Origin of the sequence: Aquimarina aggregata, assembly GCF_001632745.1 — a bacterium.
GTDB lineage: Bacteria > Bacteroidota > Bacteroidia > Flavobacteriales > Flavobacteriaceae > Aquimarina > Aquimarina aggregata.
This window is the reverse complement of the sequence record NZ_LQRT01000002.1, coordinates 888,450-904,579: the sequence shown is the minus strand read 5'-3', so window position 1 is coordinate 904,579 and position 16,130 is coordinate 888,450. Positions and strand designations below refer to the sequence as shown.

General features: G+C 31.7%; 13 protein-coding genes. 6 read left to right on the top strand and 7 right to left on the bottom strand.

Annotated elements, in window-relative coordinates; translation table 11 throughout:
• Window positions 1–12: 12 nt before the first annotated feature.
• Window positions 13–1,347: a hypothetical protein gene (locus AWE51_RS05755; RefSeq protein ID WP_066310723.1), complete on the bottom strand. Its 1,335-nt coding sequence runs from the start codon at window positions 1,345–1,347 to the stop codon at window positions 13–15.
• A gap of 323 nt (window positions 1,348–1,670) precedes the next feature.
• On the opposite strand from AWE51_RS05755, the gene AWE51_RS05750 reads away from it, so the two are divergent.
• From AWE51_RS05750 to AWE51_RS05735, 4 genes are all read left to right on the top strand, one after another.
• The gene (locus AWE51_RS05750; RefSeq protein WP_157766024.1) at window positions 1,671–2,261 is read left to right on the top strand and encodes a hypothetical protein; all 591 of its coding nucleotides are present in this window, start codon (window positions 1,671–1,673) and stop codon (window positions 2,259–2,261) included.
• 64 nt (window positions 2,262–2,325) lie between these two features.
• On the top strand, window positions 2,326–2,844 hold the full coding sequence (locus AWE51_RS05745) for an RNA polymerase sigma factor (RefSeq protein WP_066310718.1): 519 nt from the start codon (window positions 2,326–2,328) through the stop codon (window positions 2,842–2,844).
• A gap of 66 nt (window positions 2,845–2,910) precedes the next feature.
• Complete coding sequence (locus AWE51_RS05740) at window positions 2,911–3,831, top strand: FecR family protein (protein ID WP_066310715.1); 921 nt, start codon at window positions 2,911–2,913, stop codon at window positions 3,829–3,831.
• Window positions 3,828–6,500 carry a TonB-dependent receptor gene (locus AWE51_RS05735; protein WP_066310713.1) on the top strand — a complete coding sequence of 891 codons (2,673 nt, stop codon included), beginning with the start codon at window positions 3,828–3,830 and terminating at the stop codon, window positions 6,498–6,500. The genes AWE51_RS05740 and AWE51_RS05735 overlap by 4 nt, the downstream gene beginning before the upstream one ends.
• Window positions 6,501–6,521: 21 nt before the next feature.
• Here the strand turns inward: AWE51_RS05735 and AWE51_RS05730 are convergent, their stop codons facing one another.
• The 4 genes from AWE51_RS05730 to uvrA all read right to left on the bottom strand — a co-directional run bounded on the left by AWE51_RS05730 (window position 6,522) and on the right by uvrA (window position 12,150).
• Entirely contained in the window at window positions 6,522–7,616 is a 1,095-nt protein-coding gene (locus tag AWE51_RS05730) for an amidohydrolase family protein (protein WP_066310712.1), read from the bottom strand.
• A gap of 234 nt (window positions 7,617–7,850) precedes the next feature.
• Window positions 7,851–8,507 carry a hypothetical protein gene (locus AWE51_RS05725; protein WP_066310710.1) on the bottom strand — a complete coding sequence of 219 codons (657 nt, stop codon included), beginning with the start codon at window positions 8,505–8,507 and terminating at the stop codon, window positions 7,851–7,853.
• A 134-nt stretch (window positions 8,508–8,641) separates the two neighbouring features.
• A complete protein-coding gene (locus AWE51_RS05720) occupies window positions 8,642–9,286 on the bottom strand; it encodes a peroxiredoxin-like family protein (RefSeq protein ID WP_066310708.1) in 645 nt (214 codons plus the stop codon).
• Between the two features lie 83 nt (window positions 9,287–9,369).
• On the bottom strand, window positions 9,370–12,150 hold the full coding sequence (uvrA, locus tag AWE51_RS05715) for an excinuclease ABC subunit UvrA (RefSeq protein WP_066310707.1): 2,781 nt from the start codon (window positions 12,148–12,150) through the stop codon (window positions 9,370–9,372).
• A 240-nt stretch (window positions 12,151–12,390) separates the two neighbouring features.
• Between uvrA and AWE51_RS05710 the strand changes: the two genes are divergently transcribed.
• The gene (locus AWE51_RS05710) at window positions 12,391–12,975 is read left to right on the top strand and encodes an RNA polymerase sigma factor (RefSeq protein WP_066310704.1); all 585 of its coding nucleotides are present in this window, start codon (window positions 12,391–12,393) and stop codon (window positions 12,973–12,975) included.
• 233 nt (window positions 12,976–13,208) lie between these two features.
• Here the strand turns inward: AWE51_RS05710 and AWE51_RS05705 are convergent, their stop codons facing one another.
• Window positions 13,209–13,877 carry an endonuclease III domain-containing protein gene (locus AWE51_RS05705; protein WP_066310700.1) on the bottom strand — a complete coding sequence of 223 codons (669 nt, stop codon included), beginning with the start codon at window positions 13,875–13,877 and terminating at the stop codon, window positions 13,209–13,211.
• 155 nt (window positions 13,878–14,032) lie between these two features.
• Between AWE51_RS05705 and bcp the strand changes: the two genes are divergently transcribed.
• A complete protein-coding gene (bcp, locus tag AWE51_RS05700) occupies window positions 14,033–14,482 on the top strand; it encodes a thioredoxin-dependent thiol peroxidase (protein WP_066310695.1) in 450 nt (149 codons plus the stop codon).
• A 43-nt stretch (window positions 14,483–14,525) separates the two neighbouring features.
• On the opposite strand, the gene AWE51_RS05695 is transcribed toward bcp, so the two are convergent.
• Complete coding sequence (locus tag AWE51_RS05695; protein ID WP_066310688.1) at window positions 14,526–15,974, bottom strand: nicotinate-nucleotide adenylyltransferase; 1,449 nt, start codon at window positions 15,972–15,974, stop codon at window positions 14,526–14,528.
• Window positions 15,975–16,130 lie beyond the last annotated feature (156 nt).

The following is a 16,130-nucleotide window of genomic DNA, read 5'->3' as shown; positions in this document are numbered from 1 at the left end:
GTTATATATTTTCTAGCTTCTACTTCTTGATGTACGAGATCTACTTGTACTTGAAGATCTTGCTGATCTATTTGAAGTATTACTTCTTTGTTTATTTGCATTTGATCTAGAAGAACTTGTTCCTCTACTTCTATATTGACTGTTATTAGAACGTTTTGTTACATTACCAGCGTAATTTCTATTTGAAGTTCTAGCTTTTTGTGTCTGACTTCTGCTTGGACTCTGTGACCTTCTAGCTGTTGTACTTCTTGTTCTAGTTGTATTTGGTTTATTATATCCAGAAGATGATGTACTTCTTGGCTTAGACTGTACTCTTGATCTTGCAGGAGAACTTGTTCTGGTTCTAGTATTATTAGAGGTTACAGAACGGGTTCTTGTATAATTTCTTGAGTTATCATTATTAGCCCTACTTCTGGTAGTATTTCTCGTACCATAAGTACCATTGTTACCTCTACTTCTTGTAGTGTTTCTTGATCCATAAGAATTTGATCTACTTGAGTTTCTTGTTCCATAAGCATTGTTTCCTCTACTTCTAGTCGCATTTCCTGATGCATAAGAATTTGATCTACTTCTATATGTCTTACTATAGTTACGATCATTTCTTTGATACATTGCCGCTCTATGATCTCTGTTTCTATAACTAAGATTTCTAGCAGAATTACCTCTATACCCTCTATGGTAACTAGTTACTCTGTTGTACGGTCTGTAATAATCACGACTTCTGTACGGTCTGTTATAGTATCCATTATAATAATTAGATCTATACACACTATATGAACATCTGTAAGGAGAATAATATCTTCTGTATGGTCTATCATATACGATACATCTGCTAACTACAGGTACTGTAAAGTAAGCGTGAAAAGGTCTATAAACGTAATGTCTATTGTAACGATTAATAAACCCAGTACAGTTTAAAAAATTACCATAACGGTTGTAGTGAACATATAAACCTCCAACTCTAGAAATACGACCATAATTGTTATAGTTTATAAATACATCACCTGCCTGTATGATCCTTCCATAATGATCATAAAAAATAGGAGTTTCTTCAACTTGCACAACAGCTCCATAATCATCATATTGTACATAAGCATCATAGTCATAACCAGAATTAAAACTAATATTTACTCCAGGTGTATTTACGCCAACACTAATTCCTCCTCTTCGTCCATTAAGATAGAAATCAAATTGGCCATCTGCATAAATAGAGAAATCAACTCCCCCTTCAGAGAAAATAAATGATTTTCCGTAGTTATACCGAGTATAAGACTCGTTAGTTGTTGATGCATTAGCAGTAAACGTTGCTAATAATAAACCTGTAAAAAGTAAAACAAAATTTTTCATAATTCTTGATTTTAAGTGAGGATATCAATTTGTGATTTGATACTCACTTGTATAATATCAAGCAACGTGCCAAAATTGCTACGCATTAAAAAATAATACTTAAAAAGAGTTGTAAGGAATATTTAAATAGCTGTTAATTAGTTATTTATTGGATTTTTTTAAAAATTTTAGAGTTTTTGCTCTTGACTAAATATGATCTCTAGGATTAAATTAATACCCTTATTTAAAAATATTTGAGCTTTTTTTAAAAATTTGGTAGGGTATTTATTCATTGGTTTGTTTTAGGGGTGTAAAGTTTATTGTGATATAATAAATAGGAGTGTATGAAAAAAATTACGCTAAGTATAATTACAATGTTAATGGTTTTATCGATCAAAGCACAAAATAGAAGTGTTGTAGAATTGGAAAACCGTGAATTTATATCAAAAAATAACATTAAGTTTTCGCCCATTAATGCATTGGTAGGCGAAATAAGTCTTAGTTATGAAAGAGTAATACATCCAAAAAGAACATTGAATTTTACCTTGTCACAAGCGTATACCAAATCTAATTTGGTAACTAATGAAAGAGGTTTTATGTCAGAATATAATGTATTGTTAGAATCTGAAATTAGATTTTACCTTTTAAAAGCGAAGAAAGCACCTCAAGGCTGGTTTGCAGGTGTAGGAGTTTTGAAATTTTATGATTACTTAAAATATAAAGATATCATATTGAAAATAGATAAAACTATTGAAGTTTTTGGAACAGGAGGGTTAGTTATGACTGGGTATCAATGGGTATTTATACAAAGCTTAAAAGGCTTTATTATAGAAGTAGCAGGAGGAATAGATAGTAGAATTTCTATTTCTAAAGTTAAATATAGAGATGAAATAGTTAACCCAAGATTAAAATTCTTAATAGGATATTCTTGGTAATAGTTGTAAATTAATCAAAAGAAATTAGATTTTTACGTAAATATGCACAACTTAAATATTTAAAATGCCAGAAAAAGAGATCAGCGTTTGTGAAGAAAAGGTATATGAACAATTATATAGAGAGCATGCAGAAAAAATATGCTATTACCTTTATTATAAATATGGTGATATGGAAAAAGCACAAGATATAGTTCAGGATAGTTTTGCTAAACTATGGGTGAATTGCTCAAATATTATATTTGGAGCGGCAAAAAGTTTCTTGTATAAAATAGCAAAAAATGCATCTATTAATGCTGTACTTCATCAAAAAACAGTTTTAAAGTATCAATCTATTGAGCAAAAAACATACACTAATGAATCTCCAGAATTTCAAATGGAAGAAAATGAGTTTATGGAGAAGTTAAACAATGCCATTAGTGAATTAAGAGAAGGACAGCGAGAAGTATTTCTTTTAAATCGTATAGAAAAGAAAACGTATAGAGAAATTGCTGAAATGCTAGATATATCAGTAAAAGCTGTAGAAAAAAGAATGCATTTAGCATTAGTGTCATTACGAACAAAATTAAAAACCTCTAACTTATAATTTTATGGTTTTATTAAAAATATACCCCCAAAATAAATCAGTAGACCAATTTTTAAAGAAAAGTTTATGAAAAAAGATATGAATGAAGATGATTTCTTAGGAAGATGGTTGGCAGATGATCTTTCTAGTGAAGAAAAAGATATGTTTGAAGATTCAGACGATTATCTTGCATATAAAGATATTGTAAAAGCTGTAGATCGTTTTGATCGACCCGTATTTGATATTGATAAAGGTTTAAAAAACCAAAAAGAGTTTAATAAGACCTATAAAGAGCCTAATGCACCTAAAGTGATTAAACTAAGAACATGGTTGTATAGTGCTGCTGCCGTTGTGGTTGTTTTATTTGGTTTACGTGTCATGTTTTTTGATGCTTCAGAAATAAGTACTGATATGGCGCAAACAAGAATTATCAATTTACCGGATAATTCTATAGTTACCTTGAATGCTGATTCTGCTATTACATATGATAAAGATACATTTGAAGAAGATAGAGTGCTTACACTAAAAGGAGAGGCATTTTTTGATGTAGCTAAAGGGTCAAAATTTACAGTACAAACTAAAAATGGGAATATAGCTGTTTTGGGTACAGAATTTGATGTCTATGCAAGAGATAAAAAGCTAGAGGTGCATTGTTTCGAAGGAAAAGTTCAGGTGACAAAAGATAAAAGTGTAGTTGTGCTTACTGCAGGTAAAGGAACAAAGTCTAGTGGACAAGAATCGTTACTACTTTTTGATGTTACGAGATTGAAGCCGGATTGGCTAAATGGAACAAGTAGTTTTGATCAAGTTCCTATATCCGAAGTCATACAAGAATTACAAAGACAGTATAATGTTAAAATAAATACTCAGGATATAGACTTAAATCGATTATTTACCGGATTCTTTGGTCATGACGATCTTAAGAAAGCTTTAAAAACTAGTTTTGAACCTATGAATATTCGTTATACCTTTAAAAATAAAAAGACTATAGAGTTACAAAATAAGTGATAGATTTTAAATTCATTTTTTTTTTAATAGTTTTTGGTAAATTTTCTTGTTATGCACAACAGGAGAACAGAAGTATCGATGTCAATAGTGAAGAGTCTATATCAAATCTATTTGAGGCATTTAAAAATCAATATGGATTTAGTTTTTCTTTTGATGTTGAGTTGATTAAAGAGATCAATGTTAAAACAGAAAGAAACAAAATTTCTATAGATCAACTAAAAACGATAATAAAAAAACAAACCAAATTTTTATTACAAGAAGTAGATACATCCAGTTATATCTTGGTTGAAAACCCAACTGTAATAGATGTTTGTGGGGTGGTTATCGACAACACTTCAACATTTGAACTTATACAGGCAGATATCATAAAGAGCAATAAAACAATAGATGTCACCAACGAAAAAGGGATTTTTAAACTACAATTAAAGCCTTGGGACTCTATTGCTATATCATATTTAGGGTATAAGACTAGAAAGATGAGTGTTTCTGATTTTAGATCTGGTGCATGTGATACGATTCGATTAATTCCAGAAATTCAGAGCTTAGACAAAGTAGTTATCCAAGAATATTTAACTACCGGGGTTCAAAAAAATGAAGATGCCTCTATAAATGTATCGACTAAAAAACTTCGTATTTTACCAGGATTAGTAGAACCTGATGTCTTACAGAGTTTACAACTCTTACCTGGCATCAGTAGTCCGTCTGAAGATCCTGCAGGTTTACATATTAGAGGAGGTACACCAGACCAGAATTTAGTATTATGGGATGGTATAAAGATGTATCATAATGGTCACTTGTTTAATCAAATATCCACGTTTAACCCTTTCATTGTTAAAAACGTAACGGTCTATAGAGGAGGTACAAGTGCACGTTATGGAGATCGAATATCGGGTGCCGTAATAATAGAGTCTGATGATGATCTATTTGATCGAGTTAAAGTGGGTGGGGGAGCTAATTTCACTCATGGGGATCTTTTTGCTAAAGTGCCTATATCAGATAAAGTTGGTATCATGCTAGCAGGTCGAAGATCTACTACAGATATATATCAAAATATTACCTACAATAATTTAGTTAGAAAAGTATTTCAAAATACTCGTGGTGATATTCCAGATATTAATGAAGAAGTAATTGATGAAAATGAAACGAGAGAAGATAATTTTTCTTTTTCAGATACTAATTTTAAGTTGATATGGAAACCTGATGACAAGAACGAGGTTAAGTTTAGTACAATATTTGCAGAAAACAGATTAAACAATACGAGAAATACAACAGGGATTACAGCAATTTCAGGAGCAAATTTGGATGAAGTAAATGATATATTTAAGATACGTAATGCAGGTGCTAGTTTTAATTGGGTTAATAAATATTCCACAAATGTAATTCAAAAAGCTAATGTATATTTTTCTTCGTATGATACTAGATATGTGAATACAGCTAGTGGTGTGGATGAAGCTAGTGGTGTGAATACTACTTTTGATTTTTCCGAAAATAACATTGTAAAAGATATAGGGGCAGAGTTTTCTCTTGATATACCTATAGCAAAAAAACATGCTATAGGAGTAGGATATCAATTTGTTTATAATGAAGCAAAGTATAAATTGAAGGAGTTTTTTCTTTCTGAAGATGGGGTTTCGGTAGATCTTGTCGAAAGTGAAAGCGATATTAATGGTAGTGGTAATAACCATACTTTTTATTCGGAGTATACCTATACATCTTCTAAATCATATATCAATCTTGGTATTAGGAATTCATATTTAAGTAATACAGATCAATTTTTTATTGAACCAAGAATTTTTGCTTCAAAAGAAGTTTTTAAAAATTTTAGACTTACAACTTCAGTCGAACTAAAAAATCAACAACTTAACCGTTTTCAAACTTTTGGTACACTCTTAAACGAGGTGAGTAGTTTACCGGTAGCAGATAATGCATGGGTACTATCTGGCAAAATAGGAGATGATTTTGATTTTGAACTCCCTGTTATTAAAAGTAGGCAATTTACTATAGGTTCTTTATATACTTACAAAGGATGGAATTTTGATTTAGAAGCGTATTATAAAAAACTTGTTGATATTACATCAATCAATAATTTTTTTTTAGGTCTAATAGACGATGACAATGAAGTTGATTTTCAAACGGGAAAAGAAGAACGAATAGGTTTTGATCTTTTGATAAAGAAAAGAATTAAAAATTATAGATTCTGGGTAGGCTATTCACTTAGCAAGACTTTAGTTACGTTTCCTGGTATACAAGAAACTTCTTTTCCAGGAAATTTTGATCAACGTCATGTATTTAATATTTCTCAAACTTTAAAATTAAATAAGCTGGAACTTGCTCTAGGGTGGAACTACGCCTCTGGAGTTCCTTTTACAGGACTTATTCGCACTATAGGTGAGGAAGATGGCGTTAGCATAGATTCAAAAGGAATTAATGCTAATAGGTTTAAAGATTATCATAGATTAGATGCATCTGCTTTATATCGTTTTAATTTAAATAAGAAAAAAGATTGGAAAGGTATGGTAGGCTTATCTTTTAGAAATATTTATAACAGAAAAAATATAATTTCCCAAGGATTATCAAGAGATCAAGATGTTGATGGAAACTTTGTGAGAACTTCTCAAAATAGGTCTTTAACATTTACTCCAGATGTCATCATGCGTTTTAATTTTTAAAATTTTTATGTCGTGTTGATTTTACTTCGGAAACAGACTTTTATCTATATTAGGAATTACTTTTAAAGCATTTTGATAGTATAGTTTTTTTAAAACCTGATCGTCAAGATCAAGTCCATACATTTTCCAGAAAGCATGGTACCTTTTATAATAAGGGAAATATTCATCACTAGATTCTAATACTCTAAAATAAGTGTAGTATTCTTTGGGTTTCCATGAATCTTTCCCAAACATTACTCGATCCTGATATTTGGTAAGAAAAGCTTTTGCATTTCTTGGTTGGCGGCCTAATTCGGCTATAACAGCTCCTATTTCGGTATACATATTTGGTATTTCATCCATCAGTTTAGCTAATTTGGCTAGATCATTTCCATACCACCCTAAATGTGCATTAATAAACTTAGTGTTTTTATGTCTTTTAAAAATGTTATGTTGTTCACTAATAATTGTTTCCCAAGATCCCGTAACATTGGCATCTCTTTTTCGCCTTGAGCGTAATTTAAGTTCTAACCAACGTTCATTTTGATTGTCATGGGTATCCCAAAATGGCTTAGGGTCTGCTGCATGAATAAGTACCGGTATACCTAACTCACCACATTTTTCCCAGACGGGACCAATTCTAGGATCATCAATTTTAATACGGTTTCCTTTACTGTCTTTATTATCCATACCTTGACTTTTGTAGATCTTAAGTCCATTGGCACCCATGGCGACATCCTTTTCGATTTGAGTCACTGTTTTCGATGTCCAATCAGGTTCGTCTATACCATTAAGGTTGATGTTTGTGAAAACAATAAAACGATTAGGATGATTGGTTTTTACATTTTCTAAGGATTTTATAAGATGTTCATCAGATCCACGTCCTCTTCCTGAAAGATTCACCATCACTGCCATATTCAATTTATCCATCTCGGATACTACTTCTTGAAGATTCTGAGTAGGCATACTAAATTGATGGTTGTGAACATCAATAAAAGGAAATTTTGCTTTTTTAATTTCGGTACCAGGTACAACTAGGGTAGAAGGTGGGTCATAATCTTCAAACTCCATTTTTTGTGCAGTTGCTTGTAAAGAAAAAAGGATAAGAAGAAGTAAAATTATCTTATAGGACTTCATGTCTTTTAGAATTAACCATTATTTTATAAATATATAATAATGGTTAATTCAAATAGAATCGTTAACAACAATTTATAATGAATTGTATAGAGGCAGTGTATTACCGAGCCACAAAAAGCGATTGAGTCGTAAATATGGTTGAAAAGAGAATATTATAATATCGCAAAATAAAATCCCGTTACCAGGGGATTAGGTAACGGGATTTAAACAACTAACCAACAACTAATTTATGTCTTAATCATTATCATCATGATCGTCATTATGGTGATATCTCTTTTTTCTTTTTCTATCCTTGTAATAATGATCTCTATAAGGTTTTTCAAAACTTCTTGGTTTCCAGTTTTGGTTGTAATACGGAGCATGAGTAATTGTACAACCATTAATTCCACAATATCCACATCCATCATAGTGAACATTACCTTCAACGTGTTTTATAGCGTTGTAGCTATTGTAATAGATATGTAATCCTCCAACCTGATACAACAAACCTCTTCGGTTATATCTTATATTAACACTTCCAATTCTTCGTACTCTATCATATCGGTCATAAGAAATGTAGTTTGACCCTACTTTCTTTAACCTACCATAATAATCATACTGTACAAATCGGTTGTTTGATCTGGAATATCCATAGTAGCCTCCTGGCGTATTAATTGCGCCATGACTACTCCAATTTCTGTAGGGACTGGTTCTTGATCTAAGAATTTTGTAATCAATACCACCTTCTGGATATACAAAGAATTTAATACCACCTTGTATAAAGATGATCGGCTGTGCGTGTTGATAGCGTTTTGTAACCCTATCATGGTGATCTGAATGCTTATGATCGGTTGCTTGTGCAGTTATTCCAGTTAGGAATATCACTGCGAAAAAAAGTACCATTTTTTTCATAACTCAATAATTTATGGGTTAAAAGAAGTTTAAAACTTCTATACCTACTCATTAGCTTTTCGGCTTCCGCTATTGGTGTAGTAGTAACCAAATGGTGTGCCAAAAATTATTGAGTTATGAAATATATTATGTAACTATTTGTTTTTTAAAAACTTAAGTATTTCTTCTGGATCTGCTCTTTCTTTGTAATCTTCTTTAATAAAATCATAAAGTATAGTTCCGTCTTTGTCAATAATGTATGTTGCAGATAGTGGTAGTTCTTGATTTGTGTTTCCATTACTCGAATTTAAATCAATACCAAAACCATTATATACTTCGATTAAGTCTTTTGGTAAGGTGAAAACCAAGTTAAATTTTTTCGCAATTGCATTATTGGTATCAGAAAGAACTTCAAAACTAAGATTATTCTTTTCTGATGTACTTAGAGAGTTATCTGGAGTTTCTGGGCTAATAGCAACTAATGTTGCTCCATTCTTTTCAAATTCTGGTAGTGCTTGTTGTAGAGCTTTTAATTCTAAATTACAATATGGGCACCATCCTCCTCTATAAAAAGACAATACCACTTTATTTTCTAATAGTAATTCTTGTAATGAAATAGTTTTATTAGCTGCATTTGGCAAAGTAACTTCGGGTATTTTATCTCCAGTCTTTAAAGCCTTTTTTACGAGCCCTTCTTCTCTTAAAATAGCTATACCATTATTCATTATGGCATGCGTAGTTTCAGGGTACTTAGTTGCTGATTGTTCTGCTCTAGCTTTTAATTCTTGAGTAAGTGACATTTTTTTGATTTTAAGTTTATTGCCCCTTAGCCGAAAACATGACTTATACATTACATAATAAATGCTATAAAACTGTTAAGTTTTTATAGCTTATCTTTTAAATATTTACCAGTATATGAATCTTTAATTTTAATAAGTTCTTCTGGAGTGCCTTGTGCTAAAATTTTTCCTCCATTTTTTCCTCCTTCTGGCCCTAGATCAATAATGTAATCAGCACATTTAACAAGATCTAGATTATGTTCGATAACTAATATAGAGTGTCCTTTACCTATTAATTCATTAAATGATTTTAGAAGTTTTTTAATATCATGAAAATGCAGTCCAGTTGTAGGTTCATCAAAAATAAAGAGTGCTTTGTCTTTTGTGTTTCCTTTTACTAAAAACGAAGCTAATTTTATACGTTGTGCTTCTCCGCCAGATAGGGTAGAAGAGCTCTGTCCTAATTGCACATAACCTAAGCCAACATCCTGTAAAGGTTGAAGTTTTCTTTGTATTTTGGTTTGATTATGGTCTTTAAAAAAGTCTATAGCATTGTCTATAGTCATTGTAAGAATGTCATGAATATTTTTATCATGAAAAGTAACTTCTAAAACATCTTTTTTAAAACGTTTACCTCCACAGGTTTCACATTCTAAATGTACATCTGCCATAAACTGCATTTCAATAGTTACTTCACCTTCGCCTTTACATGTTTCACATCTTCCTCCGTCTACATTAAATGAAAAATGTTTTGATTTATAATTACGAATACTTGATAATTTTTGATTTGCAAAAAGAGCACGAATATCATCATACGCCTTTATATACGTAACCGGGTTGGAACGTGATGATCTACCTATAGGATTTTGATCTATAAATTCCACATGTTTGATATTGCTGAAATTACCTTTTAGTTCTGTAAACTGTCCAGCTTTTTCTCCATATCCGCCTAGTTCTTTTAAAACAGAAGGATATACAATTTTCTTTACCAAGGTACTTTTACCACTTCCTGATACTCCTGTAATAGCAGTAAACATACCTAACGGAATTTTAACATCTATATTTTTAAGGTTATTCTCTCTTGCTCCTATGATTTCCAAATAATACTTAGACGTTCTACGTGTTTTAGGAATTTCGATTTCTAATTGTCCGTTAAGGTATTTTGCAGTTAACGAATCAGCTTTTAAAATGCTTTCAAAAGTTCCTGTAGCAACAACATGACCACCATAGGTTCCTGCTTCTGGACCGATATCAATAATTTCATCGGCTTCTTTCATAATATCCTCATCATGTTCTACTACAATAACCGTATTACCCAGGTCCCTCAAGGATTGTAGAACTTTGATAAGTTTTTCGGTATCTTTTGGATGCAATCCTATACTTGGTTCATCAAGAATATACATAGATCCAACTAAGCTACTACCCAATGAAGTGGCCAAGTTAATACGTTGAGATTCTCCTCCTGATAATGAATTAGATTTTCGATTAAGCGTTAGATAGTCAAGTCCTACATTTTGTAAAAAAGTTAATCTACTATTTATTTCTTTTAATAAACGTTTGGCAATTTGAGCATCATATTCGTTAAGCGTAATGTTTTTGAAGAAATCTGCTAATTCATTAAGTGGTTTTTCTACTAATTCTGTGAGAGTAGCACCAGAAATTTTTACATTATTGGCTTCTGGCCTCAGTCTTTTCCCCTTACACGTTGCACATCTTGTTTTTCCTCGATAACGAGATAACATGACTCTGTTTTGTATTTTGTATGCTTTAGCTTCTAACTCTGCAAAAAAATCATTAATTCCTTGAAAGTATTCATTTCCGTTCCAGAGTAATTCTTTATCACTTTCGGATAGTTCGAAATAGGGTTTATGGATAGGAAAGTCGAATTTATAAGCGCTATTAACTAGTTGATCTTTATACCACCCCATACTATCTCCACGCCAAGGAAAAACGGCACTCTCATAGATGCTTAATGCTGTGTTCGGAACAACTAAATCTTCGTCAATCCCAATTACATCACCATACCCTTCACATTCAGGACAAGCCCCATAAGGGTTGTTAAAACTAAATAAGTGTACATTAGGTTCAAGAAAAGAAATCCCGTCTAACTCAAACTTATTGCTGAACTGCCTTTTTTCTTGATCAGAAAGACGTTCTATATAACAAGTACCTTTACCTTCAAAAAAAGCAGAATCTACTGCATCAGCGAGACGATTATAAAAATCTTCATCATCTTTTTTTACAATTCGATCTACAACAAGAGCGACACTATCTTTTTCATTGATGTCGGCTTCTTCAATTCTAGATATTACATCATTTATTTTAACACGTGCAAAACCTTGTTGCTGTAAAACTTTCAGCTTTCCCTCTAAAGTTCTACCACTTTCTATAATAATAGGAGCTAGGAGGAGTAACTTTTCGCCTTCTTCAAAGGATTTTACATATTCAATAACATCGGTTACCCTATCTTTTTTAACCTGGTTGCCAGAAATTGGAGAATATGTTCTTCCGATTCGGGCAAAAAGTAACTTTAGATAATCATAAATTTCTGTTGTCGTACCTACGGTTGATCTTGGGTTGGTAGAGTTTACTTTTTGCTCAATAGCAATTGCAGGAGCGATACCTTTTATAAAATCTACTTTCGGCTTATTAAGACGTCCTAAAAACTGCCTAGCATATGATGATAAACTTTCTACATATCTACGTTGTCCTTCTGCATATAAAGTGTCGAATGCTAAGCTTGATTTACCAGAACCTGAAAGTCCTGTAATAACAACTAACTTGTTTCTAGGGATTACAGCGTCCATATCTTTTAGATTATGAAGCTTGGCACCTTTAATAATAATATTGTCTTTAGGATCTAGGGTTGTAATATCTTGAATCATAGTAAAAATGCGGTATGAGCGCAAAGATAATGATTACTAAATAAGTAATGTAACCTATTGATAATGAAAGTTAAGTTAAAAAAATTAACAGAAAATTGTTTGTTTTTCAAGGATAGTTACTATATTAGCCCCTCGTAAGAACCAATTTTAAAAAACCAAACTGCCTATAGCATACTTTTACTTTTTAAGTTTAACATAGCACGAGCCCCAAGCTTGTTTGTACTAAAATTAAGTCGAAGTATGAAAAATTACACACTCACAGACGCAGTTCTGGTGAACAATTACATTAAAGGAGAAGAAAGCGCCCTATCTGTTCTAATCGAACGACATAAGCAACGTATTTACAGTTTTATTTATTCTAAGGTTTTTGATAGAGATGTATCAGAGGATATTTTTCAGGATACTTTTATTAAAGTTATTCGTACTCTAAAAAACGGGAAGTATAATGAAGAAGGTAAATTTTTACCATGGGTAATGCGTATTGCTCACAATTTGGTAATCGATCACTTTAGAAAAGGAAATCGTATGCCTAAGTTTGAAGATAATGGTGAATTCAGTATTTTTTCTGTTATTAGTGATGGAAATTTAAATGCAGAAAGAAGAATCATTAAGGATCAGGTAGAAGAGGATTTACGTAATCTAATACAAGAGTTACCAGAAGATCAAAAAGAGGTTTTGGTAATGCGTATGTACAAAGACATGAGTTTTAAAGAAATTTCTGATAAAACAGGTGTTAGTATTAATACAGCACTAGGAAGAATGAGATATGCTTTAATCAATCTGAGAAAGGTTATAGAAAAAAATAATATAGTTTTAACAAACTAATAACATTTTAATACAATAAAGTATATTAAGCCCCGTTATACTCTTAAATAACACATAAATTTAAGATTCCTAATATGGCAAAATTTTACTTTAAGTCTTCAAAGAAAGAAGAAAATCATTTAGTACCAAATAGAAGAACAATAGACTTTCTTCTAAGCTATTCAAAATCGTTAAAAGTTGTAGAATACAACAACTTGAAATTTGAAACGATTTTAAACTAAACTTATAAAGGCCTATTTTTTAATAGGCCTTTTATTTTTTTTATACTCTTCTAGCACTGTCTTTCTACCTATTGTTTTGGTAATAATATCTTTTTCTAAATCCCATCCTCTTGCAGGAGAATATTCACGACCATACCATATAATTTGAAGATGCAAATCATTCCAAAGTTCTCTTGGAAAAAGCCTTTTAGCATCTTTTTCTGTTTGTGTAACGTTTTTACCATTTGTAAAACCCCAACGGTACATTAACCTATGAATATGAGTATCAACAGGAAAAGCAGGAACACCAAAAGCTTGAGACATAACTACACTTGCGGTTTTATGTCCAACTGCTGGCAACTCTTCTAAAGCTTCGAAACTTTGTGGTACTTCGCCATTATATTTATCTATTAAAATTTGTGATAAACCATGAATACCTTTTGATTTCATAGGACTTAGCCCAACAGGACGAATAATGTCTCGAATTTCTTCAACGGTTAATCTAACCATCGCAAATGGATTGTCTGCTCTGTCAAATAATAAAGGAGTAATTTTATTTACGCGTACATCGGTACTTTGTGCACTCATTAATACGGCTATAAGCAAGGTGTATGGATCTTTATGGTCTAGCGGAATTGGTATTCGGGGATATAGCTCTTGTAATGTTTTGATAGTAAAGTCTATCTTTTCCTGTTTGGTCATATTATGAGAAATAATTTATGCTAAAATATTAAATTATTAAAGGAGTCTAATACGAGATAATCATTAAATTTTTGATAAAACTAAAATCAAATTCCAATTTTTGTTTTATTTTTATCTTCAAATGTTAAACAAAACTTTTTAAATACATTAATATAATGACAACATTAAAAACAGGGGATAAGGCTCCAGAATTTTCTGCAGTAGATCAGGATGGCAATACAATAACGCTTAATGATTATAAAGGAAAGAAATTAGTAGTGTTCTTTTATCCTAAAGCAAGTACCCCTGGGTGTACAGCAGAAGCTTGTAATTTAAGGGATCATTATCAGACTTTTCAAAATCAAGGGTATGAAATTCTTGGAGTAAGTGCTGATAGTGAAAAACGTCAGCAGAATTTTAAAAATAAATATGAATTACCTTATCCATTATTAGCAGATGAGGATAAATCGGTTATTGAAGCTTTTGGTGTATGGGGCCCTAAAAAATTTATGGGGAAAGAGTATGATGGTATTCACCGAACAACATTTGTTATAGATGAAAACGGAATTATTTCAGAAGTAATCTTAAAGGTGAAGACCAAAGAGCACGCTGCTCAGATATTATAAATTTTAAAAACGCCTACAAATACTATTTGTAGGCGTTTTTTTGTTATTCAGCAATCTCTTGGGTTTTATATCCGAAAAAATTATTCGCTTTAATCATTTCGGGAATAAGATCTGGTAATTGCTCTTCCCATCCTGGTTCCATATCTTGAATTTTCTGTAATACCTCTCTAGAAAAGATATCCATAATCGTGGGATCGTAATCTGTAATATCTTGTAGTTTCCCATTGTATTTAAAGAACTTGTATAATTCTTTCATACGTGGGTGTACTTTTAGATTGTCACTATCAGTAAGACTGCCTGTTTTATGATTTTTAAGAGGATATAGATATACTTTTAAATCTTTAAAGAATAATTTGCCAAATGCTTCTAGTATACCACCGCTAAGGTGTCTGTAATACTTTTCATCAAATATATCAACCAAGTTATTTATCCCCATTGCTAAGGCCATTCGTTCTTTGGTATAATTTGAGAAATACTCTACTACTTTGTAATATTCTCTAAAGTTTGAAATCATAACTGTTTGTCCCAAAGAGCACAATAGTCTTGCTCGCGCCATGAAATCTTCTTCATCAATTTCGCCTTCTGCTCTAAGATTAGATAAAGTGATTTCAAAAATCACAACAGTCTTATCCTTTTTTACCTTATTCTCGTTCAAAAACATGTTGAGCGATTTCTTGTAAATATCCATATTAACCTTTGTAACAGGCCTAAAACTTCCTCTTAAGGCTAGAATATTTTTTTTGTATAGTATAGCAGCAGGTAAGATGTTGTTACCATCAGGACCAAACATAACCGCTTCAGTCATACCATTTTTGACTAATTGTAAGCTCATTAGTCGATTATCTACCTTGGTAAATCGAGGTCCAGAAAAATTGATAGTATCAATTTCTATTTGATCTTTATCTAAATGATCATAAAGATATCGTAATAACTTTTTAGGATTATCATATTTGTAATATGCTCCATAAATCAAGTTAACCCCTAAGATACCCAAAGTCATTTGTTGTAATTTGGCATCATTTTCATGGAAACGAATATGGAGTGTGATTTCGTTGTACCCCTCATTAGGCATTGTTTGGTAGCGAATTCCTACCCAGCCATGGCCTTTATATTTTTTTGCAAAATCAATAGTGGCTACTGTGTTTGCATAACTAAAGAAAAGTTTATTAGGATGTTTTTCACGAGTAATTCTTTGTTCAACAAGGCCTACTTCATGTTTTAGCATTTTTTTTAATCTAGCCTCGGTAACATATCGTTTATCATTTTCGATACCATAAATGGCATCACTAAAATCTTTATCATAGGCACTCATTGCTTTTGCAATTGTACCTGATGCACCACCGGCTCTAAAAAAGTTTCTAACAGTTTCTTGGCCGGCGCCAATTTCGGCAAAAGTACCGTAGATGTTTTGGTTAAGGTTTATACGTAAAGCTTTACTCTTTATTGAAGGGACAGATTCAAATTCTTTATCTCCCATTATCGTAATAGGCATAGTAAAAAGGGCTTTTTTTGTTTAACGTAAAGGTAGTAATACCGTAATAATTAAAAAAACTTGGGCGTAATTTTCTATAGTTTATATTATGAATAAATAATAATTAGGAGATTCACATAATTATTGCCAAAAAAATATAATTACATTTGCCATAAT

Bases quoted from the DNA above. Each gene is read 5' to 3' on its own strand.
- AWE51_RS05720 (WP_066310708.1), bottom strand. From the start codon at position 9,286: ATGTCACTTACTCAAGAATTAAAAGCTAGAGCAGAACAATCAGCAACT.
- AWE51_RS05695 (WP_066310688.1), bottom strand. From the start codon at position 15,974: ATGCCTATTACGATAATGGGAGATAAAGAATTTGAATCTGTCCCTTCA.
- AWE51_RS05755 (WP_066310723.1), bottom strand. From the start codon at position 1,347: ATGAAAAATTTTGTTTTACTTTTTACAGGTTTATTATTAGCAACGTTT.
- AWE51_RS05730 (WP_066310712.1), bottom strand. From the start codon at position 7,616: ATGAAGTCCTATAAGATAATTTTACTTCTTCTTATCCTTTTTTCTTTA.
- AWE51_RS05710 (WP_066310704.1), top strand. From the start codon at position 12,391: ATGAAAAATTACACACTCACAGACGCAGTTCTGGTGAACAATTACATT.
- uvrA (WP_066310707.1), bottom strand. From the start codon at position 12,150: ATGATTCAAGATATTACAACCCTAGATCCTAAAGACAATATTATTATT.
- bcp (WP_066310695.1), top strand. From the start codon at position 14,033: ATGACAACATTAAAAACAGGGGATAAGGCTCCAGAATTTTCTGCAGTA.
- AWE51_RS05750 (WP_157766024.1), top strand. From the start codon at position 1,671: ATGAAAAAAATTACGCTAAGTATAATTACAATGTTAATGGTTTTATCG.
- AWE51_RS05740 (WP_066310715.1), top strand. From the start codon at position 2,911: ATGAAAAAAGATATGAATGAAGATGATTTCTTAGGAAGATGGTTGGCA.
- AWE51_RS05725 (WP_066310710.1), bottom strand. From the start codon at position 8,507: ATGAAAAAAATGGTACTTTTTTTCGCAGTGATATTCCTAACTGGAATA.
- AWE51_RS05705 (WP_066310700.1), bottom strand. From the start codon at position 13,877: ATGACCAAACAGGAAAAGATAGACTTTACTATCAAAACATTACAAGAG.
- AWE51_RS05745 (WP_066310718.1), top strand. From the start codon at position 2,326: ATGCCAGAAAAAGAGATCAGCGTTTGTGAAGAAAAGGTATATGAACAA.